This window comes from Streptomyces spiralis (assembly GCF_014654675.1).
Taxonomy (GTDB): Bacteria; Actinomycetota; Actinomycetes; order Streptomycetales; family Streptomycetaceae; genus Streptomyces; species Streptomyces spiralis.
On sequence record NZ_BNBC01000016.1, the window covers coordinates 65,316 to 88,825 of the forward strand.

Below are 23,510 nucleotides of genomic sequence, written 5' to 3' on the forward strand. Positions count from 1 at the left end.
GCGCTCATGACATGGTGGGACGCGGATGGGGTGGAGTTCGTGGGAGCGGTCGCTGTCCGCGGGGACGTCCGAGCACGGAACCTCCCCTTGAGGCCTCCGGCCGTAGAGGTCGTGCTCTGATGGCCAGGTCCAGGGTGGCGGGGGCGGGCTCTCCGTCCGAGCTGCGCGCGGTGCCGACCGCTCACGCCGTGCTCGACGGTCGCTGGCTCGTGCGAGGCCGCGACGGGCGCCTGACGGCGTACGCCAGCGCCGCGGGCGGCCTGCTGCGGTGGACGGAGACACGCCCCGGCGGTCCGGAGTGGTCCGGGCCGGAGTTCTTCCCGGCCCCGGGCGTCGAGGACCTCTCCCTCGCCCAAGGCGCGGACGGCTATGTGCATTTCCTCGGGCGCCGCCTCAAGGGCCAGGGCAAGGGAGCCTTCCCCGAGGTCGTCCATGCGATCCAGTACCAGACCGGCCGTCCCTTGACCGAGTGGAGGAGCGTCGGCAACCCGCACGGGCGCGTGGAACGTGCGGTGCACATGGGCTCCCCGGTCGCCGCGGTGAGTGCCTCCGGCACGGTGCACGTCCTGGTCCGCAACGCGGGCGGTGGTGTCTGTCTGCGGCGCGAGGACAAGCGAGGTGCCTGGCTGCCGTGGGCGGACCTGCGCGGCGGTGGCGGCCAGGACGGTCTGGCGGTAGGAGCGCTCCAGTCCGGCAGGATCGAAGCGCTGGTGACCGGGACCGGCTGTGCCCTGCACTGGTCCCAGGCCAGCAACGACGGCGACATGGAACGAAGGCCGAACCTCCAGGTCTCGCCGGCGCCGGGAAGCGCCACGGTGCAGGAGACGGGGCCCGACCGGGTCACCTTCTACTGGACCGACCTGGCCACAGGAACTGTCCAGGCCTACCGGCCAGGGGGGTGGGTGATTCCCATGGGGTCGAGCCCGGCCGAGGGGCGCCACGCCGTGGCGCGCACCCTGATCGACGGCTACGACTGCACGGTGCTGGCACACCGGGCGGTCGACGGCAGTGTCGTGCTGGCCGCCTGTGGCACGGAGAACGAACACGCGGGCGTCTGGTGGTCGTTGACGGGGGAGTCGAGCGCCCATCAACCCGCCCTGGCCCTGGACGCGCGAGGACGTCTGGTGCTGGCGGTGATCGGTACGGCGGGTGAGCTGCGGATCGCCCGGCAGGGGCAAGGGCCCGGTCTGGTGCTGGACCAGGCCGTTGTCGTGTGAGGCGGCCACCGGCTGAACCTCGCCTTCGGTGAGCGCTGATCCGCCGCACTTCCGGCGGTCGGAGCAAGAGCTCAGGCCCGGGATGCGTGTCCTATGAAGCAGATCACAGGCATCGCCTCAATGTCCGGAATGGTGGGCATTTATGGGTTCGTTGAGGCCCTGCTGGATGCGCATTGATGTGGACAGGTTTACTCATTCGTGTGAATATTCTGTGCCAGCTTTTATCCCTTGTTGACGTCGGGTGGTCCAGCAGTTGAACGTCGGTGTGCTCCATCTGGCGAGCAGCCATCTACTGGGCCTACGGAGACCGCCACTCCTGGCGGCCGCGGGCGACAAGGCAGGACATGCCGGGACATCGGTGTTCCGCCGCGGTGGTGGTCTCTCTTCATTGGATGGTGTGGAACTTCGGTGGTGAGCGGTAACAATCCTGAGGCCAGTGCGCTCGTCTCCACATACAGATCGCTCGTGCCCGTCGGAGCCCGCCGGCGCATCGTGCGCCGGGTCCCGCGGCCTCTTCGCAACGCCGTCATGCATCTGCTGGCGGCGTTCGACTCGGTGCGCTCGGCGGTTATGACGCGCGCGCTCGGCGGCAGCCGGTCACCGGCCCGGCACGGGCCCGGCGCGTTTCTCAGGGTGGTCCACCACCAGGGCAAGCACGTTCGAGCCACCGTCGTGCGCGGGGCCACCGAATGGGCCGCCCGCTGCCGCAACCTGCACATCGTCGTCGCCGTGCTCGAAGAGGCGGAGATCGACTACTTCTGCATCAGGGGGACGGCCCAGAACACTCCGTGTGTCGCGGTGCCCGCGGCGCAGCGCGCGGACGTCGAGGAAGTCCTGCAGATCGCGTTCGGGCGCAACCCCGGATACGTCTCCGAAGGATCGGGCGAACAGAGAGACGGAGCCTCCGCCAAGACGTGGCGCAGGATGCGGTCCAGGCAGGTGCTCCGGCTGGCATGGAACGTCTGCGACCCCAGCGGAGTACTGATCTTCGGCCAGGACTCCGGCTGCGACCTCGAATTCTGGGCGCGTCAGGGGGACAGCCTGGTCGCGCCGCGACCCAACAGCGTGATGACCGAGGTGCCGGTGGACGCCCCGCGCCGGCGGGTCGAGCAGAAGCTGTTCAGTCCGGTGCCGGCCCCCTATCACACCGGCTATGCGCAGTCGGTGGCGGAGTTCACGGTTCCACTGCCCAGCGACCACCTGTTTCCGATCGACGTCGTCTACACCTGGGTGGACGACTCCGATCCGGTGTGGAGGAGGAGCAAGGAGGCGGCCCGCGGCGCCCTGACCGACGGCAGCACCCTGCACGAACAGGCGGCCAACGACGCGCGGTTCACGAGCCGTGACGAGTTGCGCTACTCCCTGCGCTCGATCCACCAGTACGCGCCGTGGGTGAACACCATCTTTCTAGTCACCGCCGGCCAGGTGCCGCGCTGGCTCGACACCGAGTACCCGGGGATCCGCGTCGTGGACCACCGTGAGATCTTCTCCGATCCGATGGCGCTGCCCACGTTCAACTCGCACGCCATCGAGAGCCAGCTCCACCACATCCAGGGCCTCTCGGAGCACTTCCTCTACCTCAACGACGACGTGTTCTTCGGCCGTCCCGCTGCGCCGGGCCAGTTCTTCCACCCCAATGGCCTGACCAAGTTCTTCATGTCCAAGGCCCTGGTTCCGGCCGGAGAGGTCAGCCCCGACGACCTCCCCGTCAACGCGGCGGGGAAGAACAGCCGTGGACTCATCGCGCAGCAGTTCGGCACGTTCATCGCGCAGAAGATGAAGCACACCCCGCATGCCCTCAGGCGTTCGGTCCTGCAGGAGATCGAGGAGACCTACGCCAACGAGCACTGGCGCACGCAGCATTCGCGCTTCCGCTCCCCGGACGACGTCCCCATAGCGTCGTCGCTGCACCACTACCACGCCTACCACACGGCGCGAGCCACCGTCTCGGACCTCAGATACGTGTACATCGACATCGGCGACCGCAAGGCCCAGCAGCGGCTCAACCGGCTGCTGGCGCGCCGTGACTTCGACACCTTCTGCATCAACGACACCGTCGTGCCGGAGGATCCGGACAGCCAGGAACGCATGGTCCGCCACTTCCTGGAGTCCTATTTCCCCGTTCCCAGCCCCTATGAGCTCCCCGGAAGCGACGAGGGAGCCGTGCGCCGCGCCGCGGAGTTGGAGACGGCACACGGATGATCCCTCGACGCAGACACCTGGGCCGGGTGCGTCGGCGGGTCGACGCACGGCTCATGACAGCGCGCACCCGGCTGATGAATCGATTCTTTCTGCCCCGGCGCGCGGGCAGGGCGGCACGCCTGGGGTATGCGGCCGTTCTCGACGGCCAGACCGTCAACCTCCACGCGGAGCTGCCGGATTCGGTGCGGGAGGCGGACCGGGCGGAGATCCTCCTCAGCAGGAGGCACCAGAGGTTTCGTGTGCCCGCTCGGGTCTACGCGGCCCGGGACGGACGCCTGCTCATGGACGCCGCGGTACTGCTCGGTGCCGCCGCGGGCGGTGTCTCGGTCACCCCCGGGCGCTGGAAGCTCAGGCTCCGGGTCAGTTCGGGACGCAGGAGCAGGACGCTGCCGCTGCTGCTCGTGGAACAGACCACTCCGCTGAGCGGCAGCACGGGCCCGATGAAGTACTCGCCCATCACCGCCGACCGCTACCGGCTCGGGCGCACCCTGCGTGGTGACGCGCGGGTGGTCTGCACGAAGGCCGCACCGGCGGCCGAGGTGATCAACGTGTACATCGAGCACGCGCGCATCGAAGTGGACCTGCGCATCCTGGGTGTCAGGGCCGACGCACCCTGGGCCGAACTGGTCGCCGCCGGCCGCAGCGTGGAGTGCCCTCTCGACGAGGTCGAACCCGACGTGTGGCGACTTGAGGTGCCGTTGGCCGAGATGCTCCCGTCCACCGGACAGCGCGAACACTGGAACGTCATGGTCCACACGGACGGTCGTGCTCCGCTGCGCCTCGCACGGAGGCTGCACGACGTGCAGACGCCGGAGCGGGTGTTCGCCATGAGGAAGATCCTGGTGTCCCCGCTGCGCGGCACGCTCATGACGATCGAACCCCGCTACACGCCGGCGGGAAATCTGCGGTTCACCTGCAGTGACGAGTCCGGGGCCGAGTGAGGAGCAGATGAAGATCGCTTTCCTGCTGACTCACGCCGATGTGATGGGCGACGCCGAGCGCGCGGTGTTCGGACACGCGGCGGAGCTCGCCTCGCGGTACGAGGTCCAGGTCATCAGTGTGTTCAAGGCACGCCGGCGCCGGTTCGGCGTGCCCGACCCGCGGGTCGCTGTCCGCTTTCTCATCGAATCCCAGCAGTCGAGGGTGGTGCGTCGTCCCGGCCCGGACGCCGCCGCAGGTGCGGCCCTCGCCGCACTGCCGAGCGAGGTGGTCGAGCGTCGCTGGGACGACCGCTTCCACCGCCTCGCCGACATCGAGGTGGAGTACGCGCTCCAGGGCCTGGACGCCGACATCCTGATCGTGACCTCGCCGGCCCTGCTCGCGTACGCCGCACGCTTTGCGCCCGCGCACATCATGACGGTGTACTACGGGCTGACCGCGCCGGAGGTGGGCGGCCCCCGTGTCGAGCCGCTGCTCCACAACATCCCGCGCTGCGATGCCGTCGTCCTGCCCCGCGCCCGTTCCCGGGAGTGGTTCACGGAGACCTTCGGTTCGGGAACCCCGCATCTGGCGCATGTCCCGCCGGTCCTGGCCGAGGGGTTCCGGCCCCGTTCGACGCTGGAGACCCGCATGGTGCTGCTGGTCGCACGACTGGAGAAGCAGTCCGGCGTCGCGGAGGCGCTGGCCGCGTGGTCCAGGGTCCTGGAGTATCGCCCGGGCTGGTCACTGCGCGTCATCGGGGACGGCCCGCTGGGCAGGAGCCTGGTGGGAAGACGCGACCAGATGGCTTTGCAGGGCAGTGTCCAGTTCACCGGGGAGGCGCCCGCCGTCATCGCGGAGGAGTGGGCGAAGGCCAGTATCGCCCTGAGCACCGCGGAGGAGGACGCCGTCGGGCTCACGCTGATGGAGGCCCAGGCAGCGGGCGTGCCGGTGGTTGCCTACGACAGCCCCAACGCCGCCCGCGAGGTGGTGTCCGAAGGACGCACCGGGCTCCTGACCACACCGGGCGACACCGAGGCGCTGGCCTCCGCGCTGCTCCACCTGATCGAGAACAACGAGATGCGGTGGTCGATGGGACACGCGGCCGCCGAAGCGGCACAGTGGTTCCATCCGGCAGGTCAGTGGGACGAGCTCTTCGCCACCCTCCAGGACGACCGGCAGTCGGGGCGGCGCGCCGAAGAGAAGGCGCGGCGCGTGGCCGGCTATTCGCTGGCGTCCGGGGCCTTCGGCAAGGCCACCGCCGCTGCCGCCGCGCCGCAGAGCACCCAGCACACGCGGAAGCTGGCCACGTCCGAGGAGCGCCTGCTGAAGCAGGACGCCTCCCTGGTGCGCGCCGGTGGTCAGGTGTGCCGCGTCATCCAGGCGGAGACACCCTTCGACATCGTCAACGCCAACCTGCGCATCGTCGCCGGAGCACTCGAGGCCGCGCGTATCCCGTACTTCGTCACCCGGACGAACAAGGTGCGCCACACCGTCGCCGTGCACGCCAGCCTCCGGGAGGCGGCTCTCAAGAGCCTGGCCGAGAGCTGTCAGGGGCAGGCCGTCTACATGGCGGTGCTGAACAGCTCGGACTCCGCCGTCGTCACGACGCTCGCCGGGTTCGCGACCGACCACATGCGGACCGCCTGCCCGGGTGTCCGCGTGTACCAGAGCGCGGTGACGCCGTCCCGCACCCTGAGGCTCGGCGCCGGCTACGGCTGCACCCTGGCCTTCTGGGACGACGATCCGGACGACGAAGAGTGCATCGTCTCCAGCTATCGCACTCTCATCGGCAGCCGTATACCGAAGTCGGCCCTGCACCGCGCGCCGATGGTGCTGGGCGGGCGTCAGTACCCCACCATCCAGGCGTTCAACCAGACCCTGCATCACGACGTCGGCTTCCCCATCGACGCCGTGTACACCTGGGTCGACGGTGCCGATGTCTCCTGGCTCGAACGCAAGAACGCGGTGCTCGCCGCCAAGGGGATCGAGACCGAGGACGCGGCGACGAGTGCCGCTCGCTTCCGTAACCGCGACGAGCTGCGCTACTCGTTCAGGTCGCTGGACATGTACGCTCCCTGGATCCGCAACATCTATGTGGTGACGGACCGCCAGGTGCCGCAGTGGCTGGACACGTCCCACCCCCGGGTCCGCGTGGTGGACCACACGGAGATATTCGGCAACGAAGGTGCGCTGCCGACCTACAACTCGCACGCCATCGAAAGCCGGCTGCACCATATCGACGGTCTGGCCGAGCACTTCCTCTATTTCAATGACGATGTCTTCGCCGCCCGCCCGATCCTGCCGAGTCTCTTCTTCCTGGGAAACGGGCAGGCCAGGCACTTCATGTCGTCCAACGCCATTCCGATGAGCCCCATATCCGCCCTGGACGAGTTCAGCCGGATGGCGGCCAAGAACAACCGCGAACTGGTCTCGGCGATGTTCGGGCGGACGCTGGTGAACTCCTTCATCCACGCGCCGCACCCCCTGAGGCGCAGCGTCATGTACGACCTGGAGAAGTACTTTCCGGACGCCCTGCGCAACACCGCTCACAACCAGCTCAGGGACAGCAGCGACGTGTCCGTCGCCTCGTCGCTCCACCACTACTTCGGTTACTACACGGGCCGTAGCGTCCCGGGCGGCATCTCCAGCGGTTTCGTCAACGTGGGCCTGAGCGAGCAGGTGCAGAAGCTCAATCACCTTCTCGCGGCCCGCTCGAACGACGTCTTCTGCCTCAACGACTTCCACGACGGGGACATCTCGGAGGACGAACAGGACGCCACACTCGCCGCGTTTCTGCCCAGTTACTTCCCGATCGCCAGCCAGTTCGAAGCCGGCTCGCCGCGCAACCAGTTGTTCCACGCGGGGCAACTGCCCGGCTGGCCGTTGTGAGCGGGGGCAAGGAGACCATGAACAAGCTCTGCATCATCGGCAATTCCGTGGCGACGTCGAGGACTCCGGCGGAGGCACCGCTGGCCGGCTGGGGGCAGTACCTCACGGACTTCCTGAACAGCCAGTACGAGGTGAAGAACTACGCCCGTGACGCCATGACGGCCCGCTCCTACTACACGGAGCGGTTCATCACGCTGCTGAACATGATCGGACCCGGAGACGTGGTGGCGATCGACTTCGGCGCGGTGGAGCAGCGCATCAATGTGCCTCTCAGGTACCACAGCCCACGGGAGTTCAAGGAGTTCCTGGGCCTCTATGTGGAGGCGATCAGCGGCGAGGGGGCCACGCCGGTTCTGGTGACACCCACCGCACGCTGCGTCTTCGATGTCCATGGCAACGTCGTGGACTCGCACGACGGGTATCCCGAACTGGTCCGGGAGTGCGCGGCCGTGACGGGCGCCCCGCTCGTCGATCTGAACCACTTCACGACGCAGTTGCTGCAGGACCTGGGTCCCACCAGAGCCCGCGGTTTCTACCGGTGGACGGACGCGGGCGAGCACCCGAACCATCCGGACGGCATCATCGACTCCACGCACTTCAACGAGGCGGGCGCCCGCGAGGTGGCACGGATCTTCGCCTCGGTGCTCCACCAGCTCCCGGGTCTGCCCCCCGGCCTCGTCGATCCTGGGGCGTTGCAGGGGCAGGGTGGCTATCCGCCCGTGCAGGCCGAGTTCACCGTCTCGAATCCCGAGTCGGCCCTTTACGGCGGCAATCCGGTCGTCGGCCCGCCGACCATCAAGTCCCCGTCCCCGTCGAGGACCGTCAGCCCGCTGCAGAAGTTCTCCGGCGAGGCTCCGCCGGGGACGTCGTACATACTGTTCTTCGAGGGAAACTCCTACGTGGGTGGTACCGGTGTGAACAGCGAGGGTCGCTGGATCTGGCGGCGTGCGGTGAGCTGGCCCGCGGGAGAGCATCTGGTGCAGGCCGTGGGCATCACCGACGCCGGTGTGACGGCAGTGGCGAGCGTGCCCTTCACCGTGCGCGATCACGTCGAGGCGCCGGTGGTGCTCGGTCCCCGCGAGGGTGCCTGGAGCGGTCCGAGGCCCCGGTTCTCCGGCACGGCCGCGGACGGCGTCTCCAAGGTCATGGTGCTGGAGGGCGGACGTCTGATAGCCGAGGCTCCGGTGCGCGAGGACGGCACGTGGAGCGTGCGTCACCCGCACGACTGGAGGCCGGGGCGCTATCTGGTGGAGTTCGTCTCGGTGTTCAGCGCACTGCACTCCCGGCCGACGCCGCTCAACGTGAGAATCCACGGTGTCCCGCAGGACAACTGGATCAGGACATCGGCGGCAGCGCGCGTGGGGTGCGGGGAGAAGTGCGAGCACCTTCCCTTCGCCGGGTCGTGGTGAGCGGCCGTCCGGCGCCTGACGGCACGGTCATGCGCACGGTGCCGAAAAGGGCGCGGTGATCGGAGCAGTACGCGATGCCGGAGCATGTGCGCGGAATCGGCAGAGAGGCGGCGCTGTAGGCGCCGGCCAGCCGGGACTCGCGCACGAAGATCTCGTCCACCTTGGGACCGTGCCCGCAGGGACTGGCGACGGCCTGCGAACCGACGGCCGTCCACTGGCCGTAGCCGGGGCAGTGGGCCCTGTCCGCGTCGTCGAGTTCCCGGTTCGCGCCCGTGTTCCCGTGATTGGCGGTCGTCGCCACCGACGGCGCGTAGAGCTGCTTGAGCCGGCCGTAGTCGGGCTGTGCGTTGAAGTCCCCGGCGACGAGGTAGGCCTCACCCTTCGCGTCGAACGCGTCCAGGGTCCGGCGCACGAAGCGGATCTGCCGGTAATTGGCGGGCATTCCGTCCCGCACGGTGCTGCGTGTGGTGACGTGCACCGTGCAGAACTTCATCCGGGGCGCGGTGCGCAGCGCGGCGCACAGCATCTTCCGCTGCTCCGCGGAGCCGTCGGACGGCAGCTCGAACTGCTGTGACAACCCCAGGGGCTGCCTGCTGAACAGTGCGATCCCGTATGGTCCGGTACCACCGCACAGCTCTGGGGAAGCGGCCCGGGTGCGGGCGAACCGGGAGAAGTCGCCGGTGTCCTGGGGCCAGCCCTCGCCAGCCAGACTCTGCCGCAGCGCGCGGTACTGGCCGTAGCAGATCTCGTTGAGCGACGCGAAGTCGGCGCCCCTGCCGCGAATGGAGTCCGACGTCGCCTCGATCAGCCCGTCGCTCACCGATCCGTGGTGCAGCGCGCTGCCGGCGATGTTCCAGTGCCAGACGCGATAGGTGCGGGTGGTGTCCCGGTCGCCCCGGCTCGGCCAGGAGGCGTATGCCAGGCAGGCTCCGACGACCGCGAGGACGGCCACCGCCGCCGTCGCCACCATCAGGCCCGTTCTTCGATACCGCATTTCCACCCGAAGCTCTTCTTCGTCCGGCCTGTCGGACCTGAACCGTAGGTGGCTGTCGACGAGAAGATCAAGCGAGGCGGTGTCCCGGCACCGCAGGGTGCCGGGACACCGCCTCGGGCAGCCGGACCGGCGCTACGCCGGAACCGAAGCCACCCCCGGCTCCAGGAACCGCTTGCCGGTCACCCGCTCCGAGACGCCCTCGCGGTCCAGGTACGGGGTGATGCCGCCCAGGTGGAAGGGCCAGCCGGCGCCGGTGATCAGGCACAGGTCGATGTCCTGGGCCTCGGCGACGACGCCCTCGTCGAGCATCAGGCCGATCTCCTGCGCCACCGCGTCCAGGACACGGGCGCGGACCTGGTCCTCCGTCAGGACGGTGTCGCCCTGCTTCAGCAGCGCGGCGACCTCCGGGTCCAGCTCGGGCTTGCCGCTGTCGTAGACGTAGAAGCCGCGCTTGCCGGCCTCGACGACCGCCTTGAGGTTCGGGGAGACCGTGAAGCGGTCCGGGAACGCCTTGTTGAGGGTCTCCGAGACGTGCAGGCCGATCGCCGGGCCGACCAGCTCCAGGAGGACGAGCGGGGACATCGGCAGACCCAGCGGCTCGACCGCCTTCTCGGCGACCTCGACCGGGGTGCCCTCGTCGATGACGTTCTGGATCTCGCCCATGAAGCGGGTCAGGATGCGGTTGACGACGAACGCCGGGGCGTCCTTGACCAGCACCGCGGTCTTCTTCAGCTTCTTGGCCACCGCGAAGGCGGTCGCGAGCGAGGCGTCGTCCGTCTTCTCGCCGCGGACGATCTCCAGCAGCGGAAGGATCGCGACCGGGTTGAAGAAGTGGAAGCCGACGACCCGTTCGGGGTGCTTCAGCTTCGACGCCATCTCCGTGACGGACAGGGAGGAGGTGTTGGTCGCCAGGATCGCGTGCTCGGGCGCGACCGCCTCGACCTCCGCGAACACCTGCTGCTTGACGCCCATCTCCTCGAAGACTGCCTCGATGACGAAGTCGGCGTCCGCGAAGCCCTCGGCCTTGTCCAGGACGCCGGTGACCAGCGCCTTGAGGCGGTTGGCCTTGTCCTGGTTGATACGGCCCTTGCCGAGCAGCTTGTCGATCTCGGCGTGGACGTAGCCCACACCCTTGTCGATGCGTTCCTGGTCGATGTCGGTCAGGACGACCGGCACCTCCAGGCGGCGGAGGAAGAGCAGGGCCAGCTGGGAGGCCATCAGGCCGGCGCCGACCACGCCCACCTTGGTGACCGGACGGGCCAGGTTCTTGTCCGGGGCGCCCGCGGGGCGCTTGCCGCGCTTCTGCACCAGGTTGAACGCGTAGATGCCGGCGCGCAGTTCGCCGCCCATGATCAGGTCCGCGAGGGCCTGGTCCTCGGCGTCGTAGCCCTGCTGGAGGTCGCCGTTCTTGGCGGCGGCGATGATGTCCAGCGCCCGGTAGGCGGCCGGGGCCGCGCCGTGCACCTTGCCGTCGGCGATGAACCGGCCGCGCGCGACGGCCTGGTCCCAGGCCTCGCCGCGGTCGATGACCGGGCGCTCGACCTCGATCTCGCCCTTGAGGACGGACGCCGTCCAGATCAGCGACTGCTCCAGGAAGTCGGCGCCCTCGAACAGCGCGTCGGCGATCCCGAGCTCGTAGACCTGCTTGCCCTTGAGCTGCTTGTTCTGGTTGAGGCTGTTCTCGATGACGACCGTCACGGCCTTGTCGGCGCCGATCAGGTTCGGCAGCAGGGTGCAGCCGCCCCAGCCGGGGACCAGGCCGAGGAAGACCTCGGGGAGCGAGAACGCCGGGAGGGCCGCGGACACCGTGCGGTAGGTGCAGTGCAGACCGACCTCGACGCCGCCGCCCATCGCCGCGCCGTTGTAGTAGGCGAAGGTGGGGACGGCCAGCTTCGACAGCCGCTTGAAGACCTCGTGGCCGCCCTTGCCGATGGCCAGCGCGTCCTCGTGCCTCTTCAGCAGCTCGACGCCCTTGAGGTCGGCGCCGACGGCGAAGATGAACGGCTTGCCGGTGATGCCGACACCGACGATCTCGCCGTCCGCGGCCTCCTTCTCGACCTGGTCGATGGCCGTGTCGAGGTTCGCCAGCGACTGCGGGCCGAAGGTGGTCGGCTTGGTGTGGTCGTGGCCGTTGTCCAGGGTGATGAGGGCGAAACGGCCCGCGCCGAACGGCAGGTCGAAGTGGCGTACGTGCGCCTGCGTGACGACCTCGTCCGGGAACAGCTCGGCCGCGCCCTTCAGGAGTTCAGCGGTGGTGCTCACTTGTCGCCTCCGTCGAAGTGCGGGTTCTCCCAGATGACCGTCGCGCCCATGCCGAAGCCGACGCACATGGTGGTCAGGCCGTAGCGGACCTCGGGCTGCTCCTCGAACTGGCGGGCCAGCTGCGTCATCAGCCGGACGCCGGAGGAGGCGAGCGGGTGGCCGAAGGCGATCGCGCCGCCGTACTGGTTGACGCGCTCGTCGTCGTCCGCGATGCCGTAGTGGTCGAGGAAGGCCAGCACCTGCACGGCGAAGGCCTCGTTGATCTCGAACAGGCCGATGTCGGAGATCGACAGGCCCGCCTTGGCCAGGGCCTTCTCCGTGGCCGGGATCGGGCCGTAGCCCATGACCTCCGGCTCCACGCCCGCGAAGGCGTAGGAGACCAGGCGCATCTTGACCGGCAGGCCGTTCTCGCGGGCGAACTCCTCGCTCGCGATGACCGAGGCGGTGGCGCCGTCGTTCAGACCGGCCGCGTTGCCCGCGGTGACCCGGCCGTGGACGCGGAACGGCGTCTTGAGGTTCGCCAGGTTCTCCAGGGTGGTGCCCGGGCGCATCGGCTCGTCGGCCGTGACCAGGCCCCAGCCGGTCTCGCCGGCCTCCGGGGTGGTGCGGCGCACGGAGATCGGCACCAGGTCCTGCTGGATCTTGCCGTTGGCGTACGCCTTGGCGGCCTTCTCCTGCGAGCGCACCGCGTACTCGTCGGCGCGCAGCTTGGTGATCTGCGGGTAGCGGTCGTGCAGGTTCTCCGCGGTCATGCCCATGAACAGGGCGGACTCGTCGACCAGCTTCTCGCTCACGAAGCGCGGGTTCGGGTCCACGCCCTCGCCCATCGGGTGGCGGCCCATGTGCTCGACACCGCCGGCGATGGCGACGTCGTACGCGCCGAAGGCGATGGAGCCGGAGACGGTGGTGACGGCGGTCAGCGCGCCCGCGCACATGCGGTCGATGGAGTAGCCGGGGACCGAGGTCGGCAGGCCCGCGAGGATGCCGGCCGTGCGGCCGATGGTCAGACCCTGGTCGCCGATCTGCGTGGTCGCCGCGACGGCGACCTCGTCGACCTTCTTGGGGTCGAGACCGGGGTTGCGGCGCAGCAGCTCCCGGATCGCCTTCACGACGAGGTCGTCGGCGCGGGTCTCGTGGTAGATGCCCTTCGGGCCCGCCTTGCCGAACGGGGTGCGGACGCCGTCGACGAAGACGACGTCCCTGACGGTACGAGGCACGATGGCTCTCCTCCAGGGTGCGGGATGGCACTGCTGCGATGCGCAAGCGCTGAGCGCGCGCTCAGGCTCATGCTACTCGCGGGTAATGTCACTGCACAGTCCCCCCGCCGGGAGCGGCGAACGTCACACCCCCGCGGCCCGGTCGGGCGCGGGGGTGCGAGGAGGGCGCGGCTCGGCGCGGGCGGGGGCTAGGCGCCCGTGCCCTTCGTCGACAGGGCCTCCACCAGGACGGGCGTGACCTGTTCGATCTGCCACGGGCGCGCGCCGTGGCCGGCCAGTGCGGCGGCCACCGAGTCGGCGTCGGCGTCCTTCGGCGGCTCCCAGCACAGCCGCCGTACCGTGTCCGGCGCGACAAGGTTCTCCTGCGGCATGTTCAGCCGCTCGGCCAGCGCGGAGACGGCCGCGCGGGCCGCCGAGAGGCGGGCCGCGGCGGCCGGGTCCTTGTCGGCCCACGCGCGCGGCGGCGGGGGACCGGTGACCGGCTGGCCGGGCTGGGGCAGCTGGGACTCGGAGAGGGACTTGGCCCGCTCCACCGCGGTCTGCCACTGCTCCAGCTGGCGGCGGCCCATCCGGTGCCCGAAGCCGTTCAGGGCGGCGAGGGCGTGCACATTGGACGGCACGGCGAGCGCGGCCTCCACGATGGCCGCGTCCGACAGCACCTTGCCCGGCGAGACGTCCCGTCGCCGGGCAACCCGGTCCCGGGTCTCCCACAGTTCCCGTACGACGGCCAGCTGCCGCCTGCGCCGGACCCGGTGCATCCCGGACGTGCGCCGCCAGGGGTCCTTGCGGGGCTCGGCGGGCGGCGCCGAGGCGATGGCGTCGAACTCCTGCAGGGCCCACTCCAGCTTGCCCTGCCGGTCCAGCTCCTTCTCCAGCGCGTCGCGCAGGTCGACGAGCAGTTCCACGTCCAGGGCCGCGTAGCGCAGCCACGGCTCGGGCAGCGGACGGGTGGACCAGTCGACGGCGGAGTGGCCCTTCTCCAGGACGAAGCCGAGCACGTTCTCCACCATGGCGCCGAGCCCGACCCGGGGGAACCCGGCGAGCCGGCCGGCCAGCTCCGTGTCGAACAGGTGGCTGGGAACCATGCCTATCTCGCGCAGGCACGGCAGGTCCTGGGTGGCGGCGTGCAGCACCCACTCGACGCCGGACAGCGCCTCGCCCAGGCCCGACAGGTCGGGGCAGGCGACGGGGTCGATGAGCGCGGTGCCGGCGCCCTCGCGGCGCAGCTGCACCAGATAGGCGCGCTGGCCGTAGCGGTAGCCGGACGCCCGCTCGGCGTCGACGGCGACGGGGCCGGAGCCGGCGGCGAACGCGCCGATCACCTCGGCCAGCGCCGCGGCGTCGGCGATCACGGGCGGAATGCCCTCGCGGGGCTCCAGCAATGGGATCGGCGCCCCCGTGTCAGAAGAGCCGCCGTCGTCCGGAGGGGCGCCTCCGGTGGTTCGCAGTGGGCTGTCTGCTGCGGTTTCTCGGGCGTCGGTCACCTGTCAAGGGTATCCGTGGATGGACGGCGCCCGCCGACGGAACGTTCCGTCGGCGGGCGCCGGGGGTCGTAAACCGGTCAGGTCGGTGACACGTCCGGTTCACGGCCGGTACGGGGGGAAGGGGCCAGCGCTTCACCGGGGCGGGGCGCGGCGGGGTGGAGGAACCGGAGTGAGAAAAGGGGTGAACAGGGCGGCGGACGGGTGACGGTGAGGGGCGGACGGGGGATGGGGGGCGGGTCGGGGTGGGGGGAGGGGCGGGGTGGGGGGAGGGGCGGCGAGCGGGGGCGGCTGTTGAAGAGGAGCCGGGCGGGGGGTCGGTCGAGGGCCGGTCCGAGGGCCGGTGGGCGCGGGGGCCCGGGCGAGCGGCCCGGGTGTCAGCCGGGGGTCAGTGGATGATTCCGGTCCGCAGGGCGACGGCGACCATGCCGGCGCGGTCGCCGGTGCCGAGCTTGCGGGCGATGCGGGCGAGGTGGCTCTTGACGGTCAGCGCGGACAGGCCCATCGAGACGCCGATCGCCTTGTTGGACTGACCCTCGGCGACCAGCCGCAGCACCTCGACCTCGCGCCCCGACAGCTCTCGGTAGCCACCCGGGTGGCTCGGGGCACCCGGGGGACGGCGGTGCAGTCGGGCGGCGCCGATGGGGGCAGCGCCCGGTCGGGTGGGGAGCCCGACGTTGGTGCGGGTGCCGGTGACGACGTAGCCCTTCACTCCGCCCGCGAGGGCGTTGCGGACGGCGCCGATGTCGTCGGCGGCGGACAGGGCCAGGCCGTTGGGCCAGCCGGCGGCACGGGTCTCGGACAGCAGGGTGAGTCCGGACCCGTCGGGCAGGTGGACGTCGGCGACGCAGATGTCACGCGGGTTGCCGATGCGGGGACGGGCCTCCGCGACGGACGACGCCTCGATGACGTCACGGACTCCGAGCGCCCACAGATGACGGGTGACGGTGGAACGGACGCGCGGGTCCGCCACGACGACCATGGCGGTCGGCTTGTTCGGGCGGTAGGCGACCAGGCTTGAGGGCTGCTCGAGGAGAACGGACACCAGGCCTCCTGGGGGGTGGGGGGGGACGGGGCCGGCTTGTGGGGAGGAAGCCGGGACAACCGTGCTTGCAAGGTCACAGTCGTCTTCGGCAGCAAACCTGTTGTCCTTTAGAGAATGATCACGATCTGGTGAGTACCAATGCGTGCAATTCGGACACGTTGTCGATCAACCGAAGGCCGAATCGGTTCACTCGGGGCCGTTCGGGGTCGTTCGGGTGCGATACGTGCCCGAAAGTGGTCGTATCGACAAAGACACGGCAAGGGGCCGGTAAGACGCGGCGACGGCGACGCGGAAGTGTGGCGGTGCGGGGGTGGGATGCGGGGTGCGGGGGCGTTCGGCTTCAGCGTGACTGCGGGTCGCGTCTCTGCGGCAGCGTCACCACGGACGCGTCACCCGGCCCGGCCGGCGGCAGGCCCGCGACCTGGGCCAGTAGATCGCACCAGGAGCCCAGGTGAGCCCCGGTGTCGGGAGCCCCGCCCAGGCCCTCGCGCGGCGTCCAGGAGGCGCGGATCTCGATCTGCGAGGCGGCCGGGCGCGTCGACAGTCCGCCGAAGTAGTGCGAGCTCGCCCGCGTCACGGTGCCGCTGGGCTCGCCGTACGACAGACCGCGCGCCTGCAGCGCCCCGGTCAGCCAGGACCAGCACACCTCCGGCAGGAGCGGATCGGCTGCCATCTCCGGCTCCAGTTCGGCGCGCACCAGGGTCACCAGCCGGAAGGTTCCGCGCCAGGCGTCGTGCCCGGCGGGGTCGTGCAGCAGCACCAGACGGCCGTCGGCGAGGTCCTGCTCGCCGTCGACGACCGTGGCCTCCAGCGCGTACGCGAAAGGTGCCAGGCGCTGGGGCGGCGGGACCTGCTCGATCTCCACCTGCGGCCGCACCCGCGCGGCCTTCAGCGCGTCGACGGCGGCCCGGAAGGGCAGCGGAGCCTGATCCCTCCTGCTCTCACGCCCGTCCCCTTCCTTCTCGTCGTCCATTCCGCCAGCGCCGTCCGACAGTCGTCCCTGAGCCGCAGCCATGCCGGGAAGATTAAGGGGAATCGGGCCTTCGTGCAGGGCAAGACACCCCGCCGCGGGACGCGGCACCGCCCCCGGGCCGCGGCGGTGGCGCTCCCGGGGCCGTGCGAGACTTGCCACCGTGAGTGCCAACGAGACGCCCGTCCGCCACCAGCCGCCGACCGCCACCTACGACTCCGCCTTCCTCAAGGCGTGCAGGCGTGAACCGGTGCCGCACACCCCCGTGTGGTTCATGCGGCAGGCCGGGCGCTCCCTGCCCGAGTACCGCAAGGTGCGCGAGGGCATCCCGATGCTCGAGTCCTGCACGCGCCCGGAGCTGGTCACCGAGATCACCCTCCAGCCGGTCCGCCGGCACGACGTGGACGCGGCGATCTACTACAGCGACATCGTCGTCCCGCTGAAGGCCATCGGCCTCGGCCTCGACATCAAGCCCGGCGTCGGCCCGGTCGTCGAGGAGCCCATCCGCACCCGCGCCGACCTGGCCCGGCTGCGCGACCTCACGCCCGAGGACGTCCCCTACGTCACCGAGGCGATCGGCCTGCTCACCAAGGAGCTGGGGCAGACCCCGCTGATCGGTTTCGCGGGCGCGCCTTTCACCCTGGCGAGCTACCTCGTGGAGGGCGGCCCGTCCCGCACGTACGAGAACGCCAAGGCGATGATGTACGGCGACCCCGAGCTGTGGGCCGACCTGCTCGACCGCCTCGCCGACATCACCGCCGCCTTCCTGAAGGTGCAGATCGAGGCGGGCGCGAGCGCCGTGCAGCTCTTCGACTCCTGGGCCGGAGCCCTCGCCCCCGCCGACTACCGCCGCTCGGTGCTGCCCGCCTCCGCGAAGGTCTTCCGGGCCGTCGCCGGATACGGCGTCCCGCGCATCCACTTCGGTGTCGGCACCGGAGAGCTGCTCGGTCTGATGGGTGAGGCCGGCGCGGACGTCGTCGGCGTCGACTGGCGCGTCCCGCTGGACGAGGCCGCCCGCCGCGTCGGCCCCGGCAAGGCGCTCCAGGGCAACCTCGACCCGACCGTGCTGTTCGCTCCGCGGGAGGCCGTCGAGGCCAAGACCCGTGAGGTGCTGGACGCGGCCGCCGGTCTGGAGGGCCACGTCTTCAACCTCGGCCACGGAGTGATGCCGTCCACCGACCCCGACGCGCTCACCCGGCTCGTGGAGTACGTCCACACGCGCACCGCGCGCTGAGCCCGACGCCGAGCCCGAGCGGTCACCGCGACCGCGATCCGGGCGGGCGGTCCGCCGTCCGTCCGCCCGGCGCGCCCACAACGTAGAAGGTCTGGACCAATGCGTCAACGGGTCCGGCCGAAGAACCCCTGCCCACCGTGCCGCACCCGGCCGGCTCGCGCCCGGCACCGGCCCGCTGACCGCCGCGCTCCTCCGGGCGCGGTGCCGGGTCCGGTCCGGGCTGTTGGCAAGGCGCGGCCCGGCACATGGCCGGAAGCTGTCACAGGACCCCGTGGGACGGCCCGCCGCGCCTACTGTCTGGGACGAATCGAGCGTTCGTCGCGGTCCCTGCCGCTACTAGCCCGGGGGGTTGGCAACTCATGTGCGGCATAGTCGGTCTGATCTCGTTCACCGACGACCTCACCCGGCGCCCGGAGCTGCTCACGGCGATGCGCGGCGCCCTGGCCCTGCGCGGACCGGACGCGGTCGGCGAGTGGGTGTCCGCCCGGGCGCTGCTGGTGCCCCGGCGGCTGGCGGTGGTCGACCTGGAAGGCGGCCGGCAGCCGATGGTCGCCACGGACGCCACGGGCGCGGACACGGTGGTGCTGAGCTACACGGGCGAGGTGTTCAACGCCGACGGGGTCCGCGCCGAACTGCGCCGCCGCGGCCACGAGTTCCGGGAGCGCAGCGACACCGAGGTGGTGCTGCGCGCCTACGAGGAGTGGGGCCCCTCCTGCGCCGAGCGGCTGCGCGGCATGTTCGCCTTCGCGGTGTGGGACGTTCGGCGCGAGGAACTGGTGCTGATCCGCGACCGGTTCGGGATCTACCCCCTGTACTACGCCGACACCGCGGCGGGTCTGGCCTTCGGCTCCGAGCCCAAGGCGCTGTTCACCACCGGTGCGATCGAACCGGTCGTCGACGGGGCCGGGCTGCTGGAGGCGCTGTCCTTCACCCCCACCCCGGGCCACGTCCCCTTCCGGGGGATGCGTGAGGTGATCCCGGGCGAGGTGGTCCGGTTCGGCCGGGACGGCCTTCGGCGCCACCGCTACTGGAACTTCACCCCCGCCCGGCACCGGGACGACCTGGCCGCCACCGAGCACCGGGTGCGCGAGCTGCTGGAGGACATCGTCCGGCAGCAGGTGGCCGCCGATGTGCCGATCTCCTCCATGCTCTCCGGCGGACTGGACTCCAGTGCCGTGTGCGCGCTGGCCGGGAGGGTCCTGGCCGGCAGCGGGCGGGCCGAGCCGCTGAAGACCTTCTCCATGGAGTTCTCGTACCACCTCGATCACTTCCGCCCGGACGAGGTGCACGACTCCCCGGACAGCCCCTACGTCGCCAAGATGGCCGCCCACCTGGGCACCGAGCACCGGGAGTTGCTCATCGACCGGGGGCACCTGTCCGACCGGGACGGGCAGGCGGAGGTGGTGCGGGCGATGGAACGGCCCGTCGCCGGCCTCGACATGTACGTGTCGCTGTACCGGCTCTCCCAGGAGGTGCGCCGGTTCTCCACCGTCACCCTGACCGGAGACGGCTCCGACGAGCTGTTCGGCGGCTACATGTGGTTCCACGACCCGTACTACGTGCGGGCGAAGACCTTCCCCTGGCTGGGTGCCTCGCACCAGATGGAGTTCCTGTCCGGCCTGCTGCGGCGCGACCTCCACCGGCGCCTGGACTTCCCCGGGCACGAACGCGAGAGCTACCGGGCGGCCCTCGCCGAGGTTCCCCTCACCGGGGACGAGACGCCGCACGAGCGCCGGATGCGAGAGATCACGTACCTCAACATGACCCGCTACCTGCGCGTCATCCTCGACCGCAAGGACCGGCTCGGCATGGCCGCCTCCGTCGAGGGCCGGGTGCCGTTCTGCGACCACGTGCTGGCCGAGTACGTCTACAACGTGCCCTGGGAGATGAAGGTCGCCGACGGCCGTGAGAAGAGCCTGCTGCGGGCCGCCGTACGGGACCTGCTGCCCGAGGACGTGCTCGCCCGCCGCAAGTCGCCCTTCCCCACCGCCCAGGACCCCGCCTACCGCACCGCGCTGCGCGAGCAGCTCCGGGCCGTCGTGGCCGACCCCGCGAACCCGGTGAACGAACTGCTGGAGCCCGAGCGGGTGAAGTCGGTGCTCGAGGACCCGTCCTACGGGCTGCGCGCGGGCGTCACCCGGATGAGCATCGAGGCGGCCGTCCAGCTCCACCACTGGCTGGCCTCCGGCGTCACGGTGAGCCTGTGATGCCCACGGATACCGGTCCGGACCTGGTGGAGACCCTGGTGCGCGCCTGCGCCCGCCACTCCCACCGGACCGCCGTCGTCCACGACGGCCTGCGGTACCGCTACGCGGACCTGGACCGGCTGTCGGGCCGCATCGCGGCGGGGCTCGTGGAACACGGGGCCGGGCCCGGTGAGACGGTGGGCCTGCTGGCCGGCCGTGGCTGGTGGCGCTGTGCCGCGGTGCTCGGCATCTGGCGGGCCGGCGCCGCGGTGAATCCACTGGACCCTGCACTGCCCGTGGAGCGGCTGAACCGGATCGTCCGGGCCTCCGCGACCCGGCTCGTCCTGCGGGACCCCGCCGTCCCCGAGCCGCCGGTCGAAGCGGAGCAGGTGCCGGTTCCCGAGGTCCTCGGCTCGGGACCCGCCGTCGCGCGCACCGGTCCGCTGGCCTATGTGGTCGCCACCTCGGGCTCGACCGGCACTCCCAAGTGCGTCGCGGTGCCGCCTGCGGTCCTCGCGGACCTGGCCGCCTGGCACCACGGCCGCTGGGCGTTTCCCGGACCTCCGACGACCACCCATGCCGCCTCGGTCGGCTTCGACGTGGGCTTCCAGGAACTGGTCACCACCTGGACGGCGGGCGCCGAGCTGGTGGTGCTGGACGACGAACAGCGGCGCGACCCCTTCCTGCTGGCGGGCTGCCTGGACGAGCACCGGATCGCGCGCACCTTCCTGCCCGTCACCGCGCTGCACGCGCTGGCGGTCGCGCTTCCGGTCACCGGCCGCCGGCCCGGAGCGCTGCGGGAGGTGGTGACGGCCGGTGAACGGCTGGTGGTGAACGAGGAGGTACGGGCGATGTTCGCGGGCCTGGACGCCACCCTGGTCAACCAGTACGGCCCCAGCGAGACCCACGTCGTGACGGAGTACCGGCTGCCCGCCGGGGACCCCGGCCGCTGGCCGGTGCACCCGGCCCTCGGCGGTGCGGTGGCCTCGGCGGAGCTGCTGCGGGTGGCGGACGACGGACGGCTGCGCCCCTTCGCGGAGGGCGAGGAGGCCGAACTGGTGGTCGCCGGACGCCCTCTGGCCCTCGGCTATCTCGGCGACGACGAGCTCACCCGTCACCGGTTCCGCGAACTGCCGCACCGGGACGGCGGTACACGTCGCTGCTACACCACCGGTGACCTCGTCCGCAGGCAGGACGGCCTCCTGCACTACGTCGGCAGGCTGGACGACCAGGTGAAGGTGCGGGGCTTCCGGGTGGAGCCGGGCGAGGTGGAGGCCGTCCTAGGCCGGGTGCCCGGGGTGCGCCGGGCCGCGGTCGTGGGCGCCGGACGGGCCGGATCGGTCACCCTGCACGGCTACGTCGTGCTGTCGCCGGGCGCCGGCGGGCAGATCGACGCGGCGAGGCTGCGGGACGCCTGCGCCGCCGAACTCCCCGACTACATGGTGCCCGTCCGGTTCTGGCACGTCCCGGAACTTCCCCTGACCGCGAGCGGAAAGGTCGCCCGACGTGAACTCGCCGGCAGCGGAACCCTCCTCGGCTGAGCCGTCGCTGGTGCCGCTGTCGCCGGCCCAGGAGGCGATGTGGCTGGAGCAGCTCCTGCACCCCGAGAGTGTCAACGGGGGGTTCTTCGCGGTGCTCCTCCGGGGCCCGGTGACGGCCGAGGAGGTGCGGACGGCCTGCGCCGCGGTGTGCGCGGGGCACCCGCAGCTGCGCAGCCTGGTGGTGGCCGACGGACCGGCGGTGCGGATGGCCGTCCATCCGGTCGAGGCGGTACTGCGCTTCGCGCGGGTCCCGCTCGCCGCCGGGCCCGGGCAGGAGCGGGCCGCCGCCCGCCGCTGGTACCGCGCCGAGCGGACCGGACCCTGGGACCTGACCGGCGCGGCGCCGATCGCGTTCTGGCTCCTGGAGCACGGGCCCGGGCGGTGCACCCTGGTGGTCGGGGTGCACCACATCGCCTTCGACGGCCGGTCCAAGTTCGTCTTCGCCCGGCAGTTCCTGGCGGCGCTGCGGCGGCTGCGGGAGGGCGCCGCCCCGGCGCCGGACGGTCCGCACCCGCTACCGGTGCATCCGCCCGTCGACGCCGAGCTGGCCCAGGTACTGGAGTACTGGCTGAACGCGGATCTGCCGGGCCTGCCCGGCCTGTCGCTGCCGCGTGACGACCTGCGTACGGCCCAGGGCGCGGCCCCGGTGCACCCCACCGCCCGCTTCGACCTCCCGGCCGAGACCGGCGCCCGGCTGCGCGCACTGACGAGGGAGTCGGGAGCGAGCCTGTTCACCGGTCTCCTCGCCGGTGTGGCCGCCCGGCTGCACGAGTACGGCAACGAGCGTTTCGTGCTGGGCATCCCCGTGGACACCAGCCTGCCCGGCACCCGGGAACACATCGGGCTCCAGGTCAACGTGGTCCCCTGCCTGGTCGAGGTACCTCCCGGAGTGACGTTCCGTCAGCTGATCAGCGTGTGCCGCGACGCGCTGGAGGTGGTGCGGCGGTTCAGGCGGGTGCCGTTCTCCTGGGTTCTGCGCGAGCTGCGGCAGCGGTACGGAGTCGACGTCACCCAGGGCGCCTTCGACCGCATCGGGGTGTCGTACCCGGCCGTGACCACCGACCTGGGGGACGTTCCCGGGGTGGAGACGGAGTGGGACTTCTTCGCCCCCAACTCCACCCGGTCCTTCGAGCTGATCCTGCAACTGCGCCGGGAGGGAGAGGCGGTGTACGGGCGGCTCGACTTCTCCACGGCCGTGTTGTCGCCCGCCGCGGCGGACTCGCTCGTCGCCGGCTACACGCGGCTGCTGACCGAGGCCACGGCCCGGCCGGACCTCCCGCTGACCGCGCTGATGGAAAGCCACCTGACGGCGCCCGCGGCGGGGGACCAGGCGTGCGGTGCGGTCGGAGGGCCGGTCGAGGACTTCCGGCCGACGCGGGAGATGGCGGCACTGTCCCGGACCGACGGCGCGCTGCGGCTGGAGCTGCGGGATCCCGTGCTGGGCCCGCTCGGCAGCTGCGCATGGCACGCGGACGACCCCCTCGGCCTGTGGCTCACGCACCCGGCACCCGGCCTGCGCTTCCGGGTCACCACGACCGAGGGCCGCGCCCTGCCGCGGGGCGTGCCCGGGGTACTGGGCCACTCCGGCGACCCGCGGCCCGGCCGGTTCCGCGCCTGGATCGACGACCGGGACCGGGTGCGGCTGCTGGGCACGGTGGAGCGGACGTACGACTGGGTGGGCCGGCGCGTGGAGTCCTTCGAGGCCGTGTCCGCCCTCGCCGCCCTGCCGGGCGTCCGCCACGTCGCCCTCGACCTGGGCCGCCCCACCCCGTCCGGCGGGCCTCCGCGCCCGCGCGTGGACCTCACCCTGGCGCCGGGCGCCCCCACCGACCCCCGTGCCTGGCGCCGCCTCCTGCGCCGCTCCTGGCCGGCGGGCTGGCCGGCCCCCACCGAGATCGTCCTGCACGGACCGGACCCGGCCGGCGACATGGCCTGACCACAG

Annotated in this window: 15 protein-coding genes; 9 read left to right on the forward strand and 6 right to left on the reverse strand. The window is 71.2% G+C overall.

Translation table 11 applies throughout. The features are described 5' to 3' along the window. Positions 1 to 119 precede the first annotated feature (119 nt). The 5 genes from IE318_RS18235 (at position 120) to IE318_RS18255 (ending at position 8,638) form a co-directional block, all read left to right on the forward strand. Positions 120 to 1,217, forward strand: a complete 1,098-nt coding sequence (locus IE318_RS18235; protein ID WP_189901622.1) for a PLL family lectin — start codon at positions 120 to 122, stop codon at positions 1,215 to 1,217. A 408-nt stretch (positions 1,218 to 1,625) separates the two neighbouring features. Then, entirely contained in the window at positions 1,626 to 3,419 is a 1,794-nt protein-coding gene (locus IE318_RS18240; protein ID WP_189901624.1) for a stealth family protein, read from the forward strand. A gap of 53 nt (positions 3,420 to 3,472) precedes the next feature. After that, the gene (locus IE318_RS18245; protein ID WP_229903580.1) at positions 3,473 to 4,360 is read left to right on the forward strand and encodes a hypothetical protein; all 888 of its coding nucleotides are present in this window, start codon (positions 3,473 to 3,475) and stop codon (positions 4,358 to 4,360) included. A 7-nt stretch (positions 4,361 to 4,367) separates the two neighbouring features. Further along, entirely contained in the window at positions 4,368 to 7,229 is a 2,862-nt protein-coding gene (locus IE318_RS18250) for a stealth family protein (protein WP_189901627.1), read from the forward strand. Between the two features lie 17 nt (positions 7,230 to 7,246). Then, positions 7,247 to 8,638, forward strand: a complete 1,392-nt coding sequence (locus IE318_RS18255; RefSeq protein ID WP_189901628.1) for a hypothetical protein — start codon at positions 7,247 to 7,249, stop codon at positions 8,636 to 8,638. Here the strand turns inward: IE318_RS18255 and IE318_RS18260 are convergent. The 6 genes from IE318_RS18260 to IE318_RS18285 all read right to left on the reverse strand — a co-directional run bounded on the left by IE318_RS18260 (position 8,565) and on the right by IE318_RS18285 (position 16,652). After that, complete coding sequence (locus IE318_RS18260; RefSeq protein ID WP_189901629.1) at positions 8,565 to 9,632, reverse strand: endonuclease/exonuclease/phosphatase family protein; 1,068 nt, start codon at positions 9,630 to 9,632, stop codon at positions 8,565 to 8,567. The genes IE318_RS18255 and IE318_RS18260 overlap by 74 nt on opposite strands. Before the next feature lie 132 nt (positions 9,633 to 9,764). Beyond that, on the reverse strand, positions 9,765 to 11,894 hold the full coding sequence (locus IE318_RS18265; RefSeq protein ID WP_030184140.1) for a 3-hydroxyacyl-CoA dehydrogenase NAD-binding domain-containing protein: 2,130 nt from the start codon (positions 11,892 to 11,894) through the stop codon (positions 9,765 to 9,767). Beyond that, a complete protein-coding gene (locus tag IE318_RS18270) occupies positions 11,891 to 13,111 on the reverse strand; it encodes a thiolase family protein (protein WP_189901630.1) in 1,221 nt (406 codons plus the stop codon). Before IE318_RS18270 ends, IE318_RS18265 begins: the two co-directional genes overlap by 4 nt. Positions 13,112 to 13,299: 188 nt before the next feature. Next, complete coding sequence (locus IE318_RS18275; RefSeq protein WP_078917560.1) at positions 13,300 to 14,595, reverse strand: ribonuclease D; 1,296 nt, start codon at positions 14,593 to 14,595, stop codon at positions 13,300 to 13,302. A 385-nt stretch (positions 14,596 to 14,980) separates the two neighbouring features. Next, positions 14,981 to 15,637 carry a response regulator transcription factor gene (locus tag IE318_RS18280; RefSeq protein WP_030179617.1) on the reverse strand — a complete coding sequence of 219 codons (657 nt, stop codon included), beginning with the start codon at positions 15,635 to 15,637 and terminating at the stop codon, positions 14,981 to 14,983. A 340-nt stretch (positions 15,638 to 15,977) separates the two neighbouring features. Beyond that, positions 15,978 to 16,652: a DUF3000 domain-containing protein gene (locus tag IE318_RS18285; protein ID WP_063766912.1), complete on the reverse strand. Its 675-nt coding sequence runs from the start codon at positions 16,650 to 16,652 to the stop codon at positions 15,978 to 15,980. 118 nt (positions 16,653 to 16,770) lie between these two features. On the opposite strand from IE318_RS18285, the gene hemE reads away from it, so the two are divergent. From hemE to IE318_RS18305, 4 genes are all read left to right on the forward strand, one after another. Continuing rightward, positions 16,771 to 17,841 (forward strand): uroporphyrinogen decarboxylase, encoded by a 1,071-nt coding sequence (gene hemE / locus IE318_RS18290; RefSeq protein ID WP_189901631.1) that lies wholly within the window; start codon positions 16,771 to 16,773, stop codon positions 17,839 to 17,841. A 359-nt stretch (positions 17,842 to 18,200) separates the two neighbouring features. Continuing rightward, positions 18,201 to 20,048: an asparagine synthase (glutamine-hydrolyzing) gene (gene asnB / locus IE318_RS18295; RefSeq protein WP_189901632.1), complete on the forward strand. Its 1,848-nt coding sequence runs from the start codon at positions 18,201 to 18,203 to the stop codon at positions 20,046 to 20,048. Continuing rightward, on the forward strand, positions 20,048 to 21,568 hold the full coding sequence (locus tag IE318_RS18300; RefSeq protein WP_189901633.1) for an AMP-binding protein: 1,521 nt from the start codon (positions 20,048 to 20,050) through the stop codon (positions 21,566 to 21,568). The genes asnB and IE318_RS18300 overlap by 1 nt, the downstream gene beginning before the upstream one ends. Further along, positions 21,534 to 23,504: a condensation domain-containing protein gene (locus IE318_RS18305; RefSeq protein WP_189901634.1), complete on the forward strand. Its 1,971-nt coding sequence runs from the start codon at positions 21,534 to 21,536 to the stop codon at positions 23,502 to 23,504. The genes IE318_RS18300 and IE318_RS18305 overlap by 35 nt, the downstream gene beginning before the upstream one ends. The last annotated feature ends 6 nt before the right edge of the window (positions 23,505 to 23,510 follow it).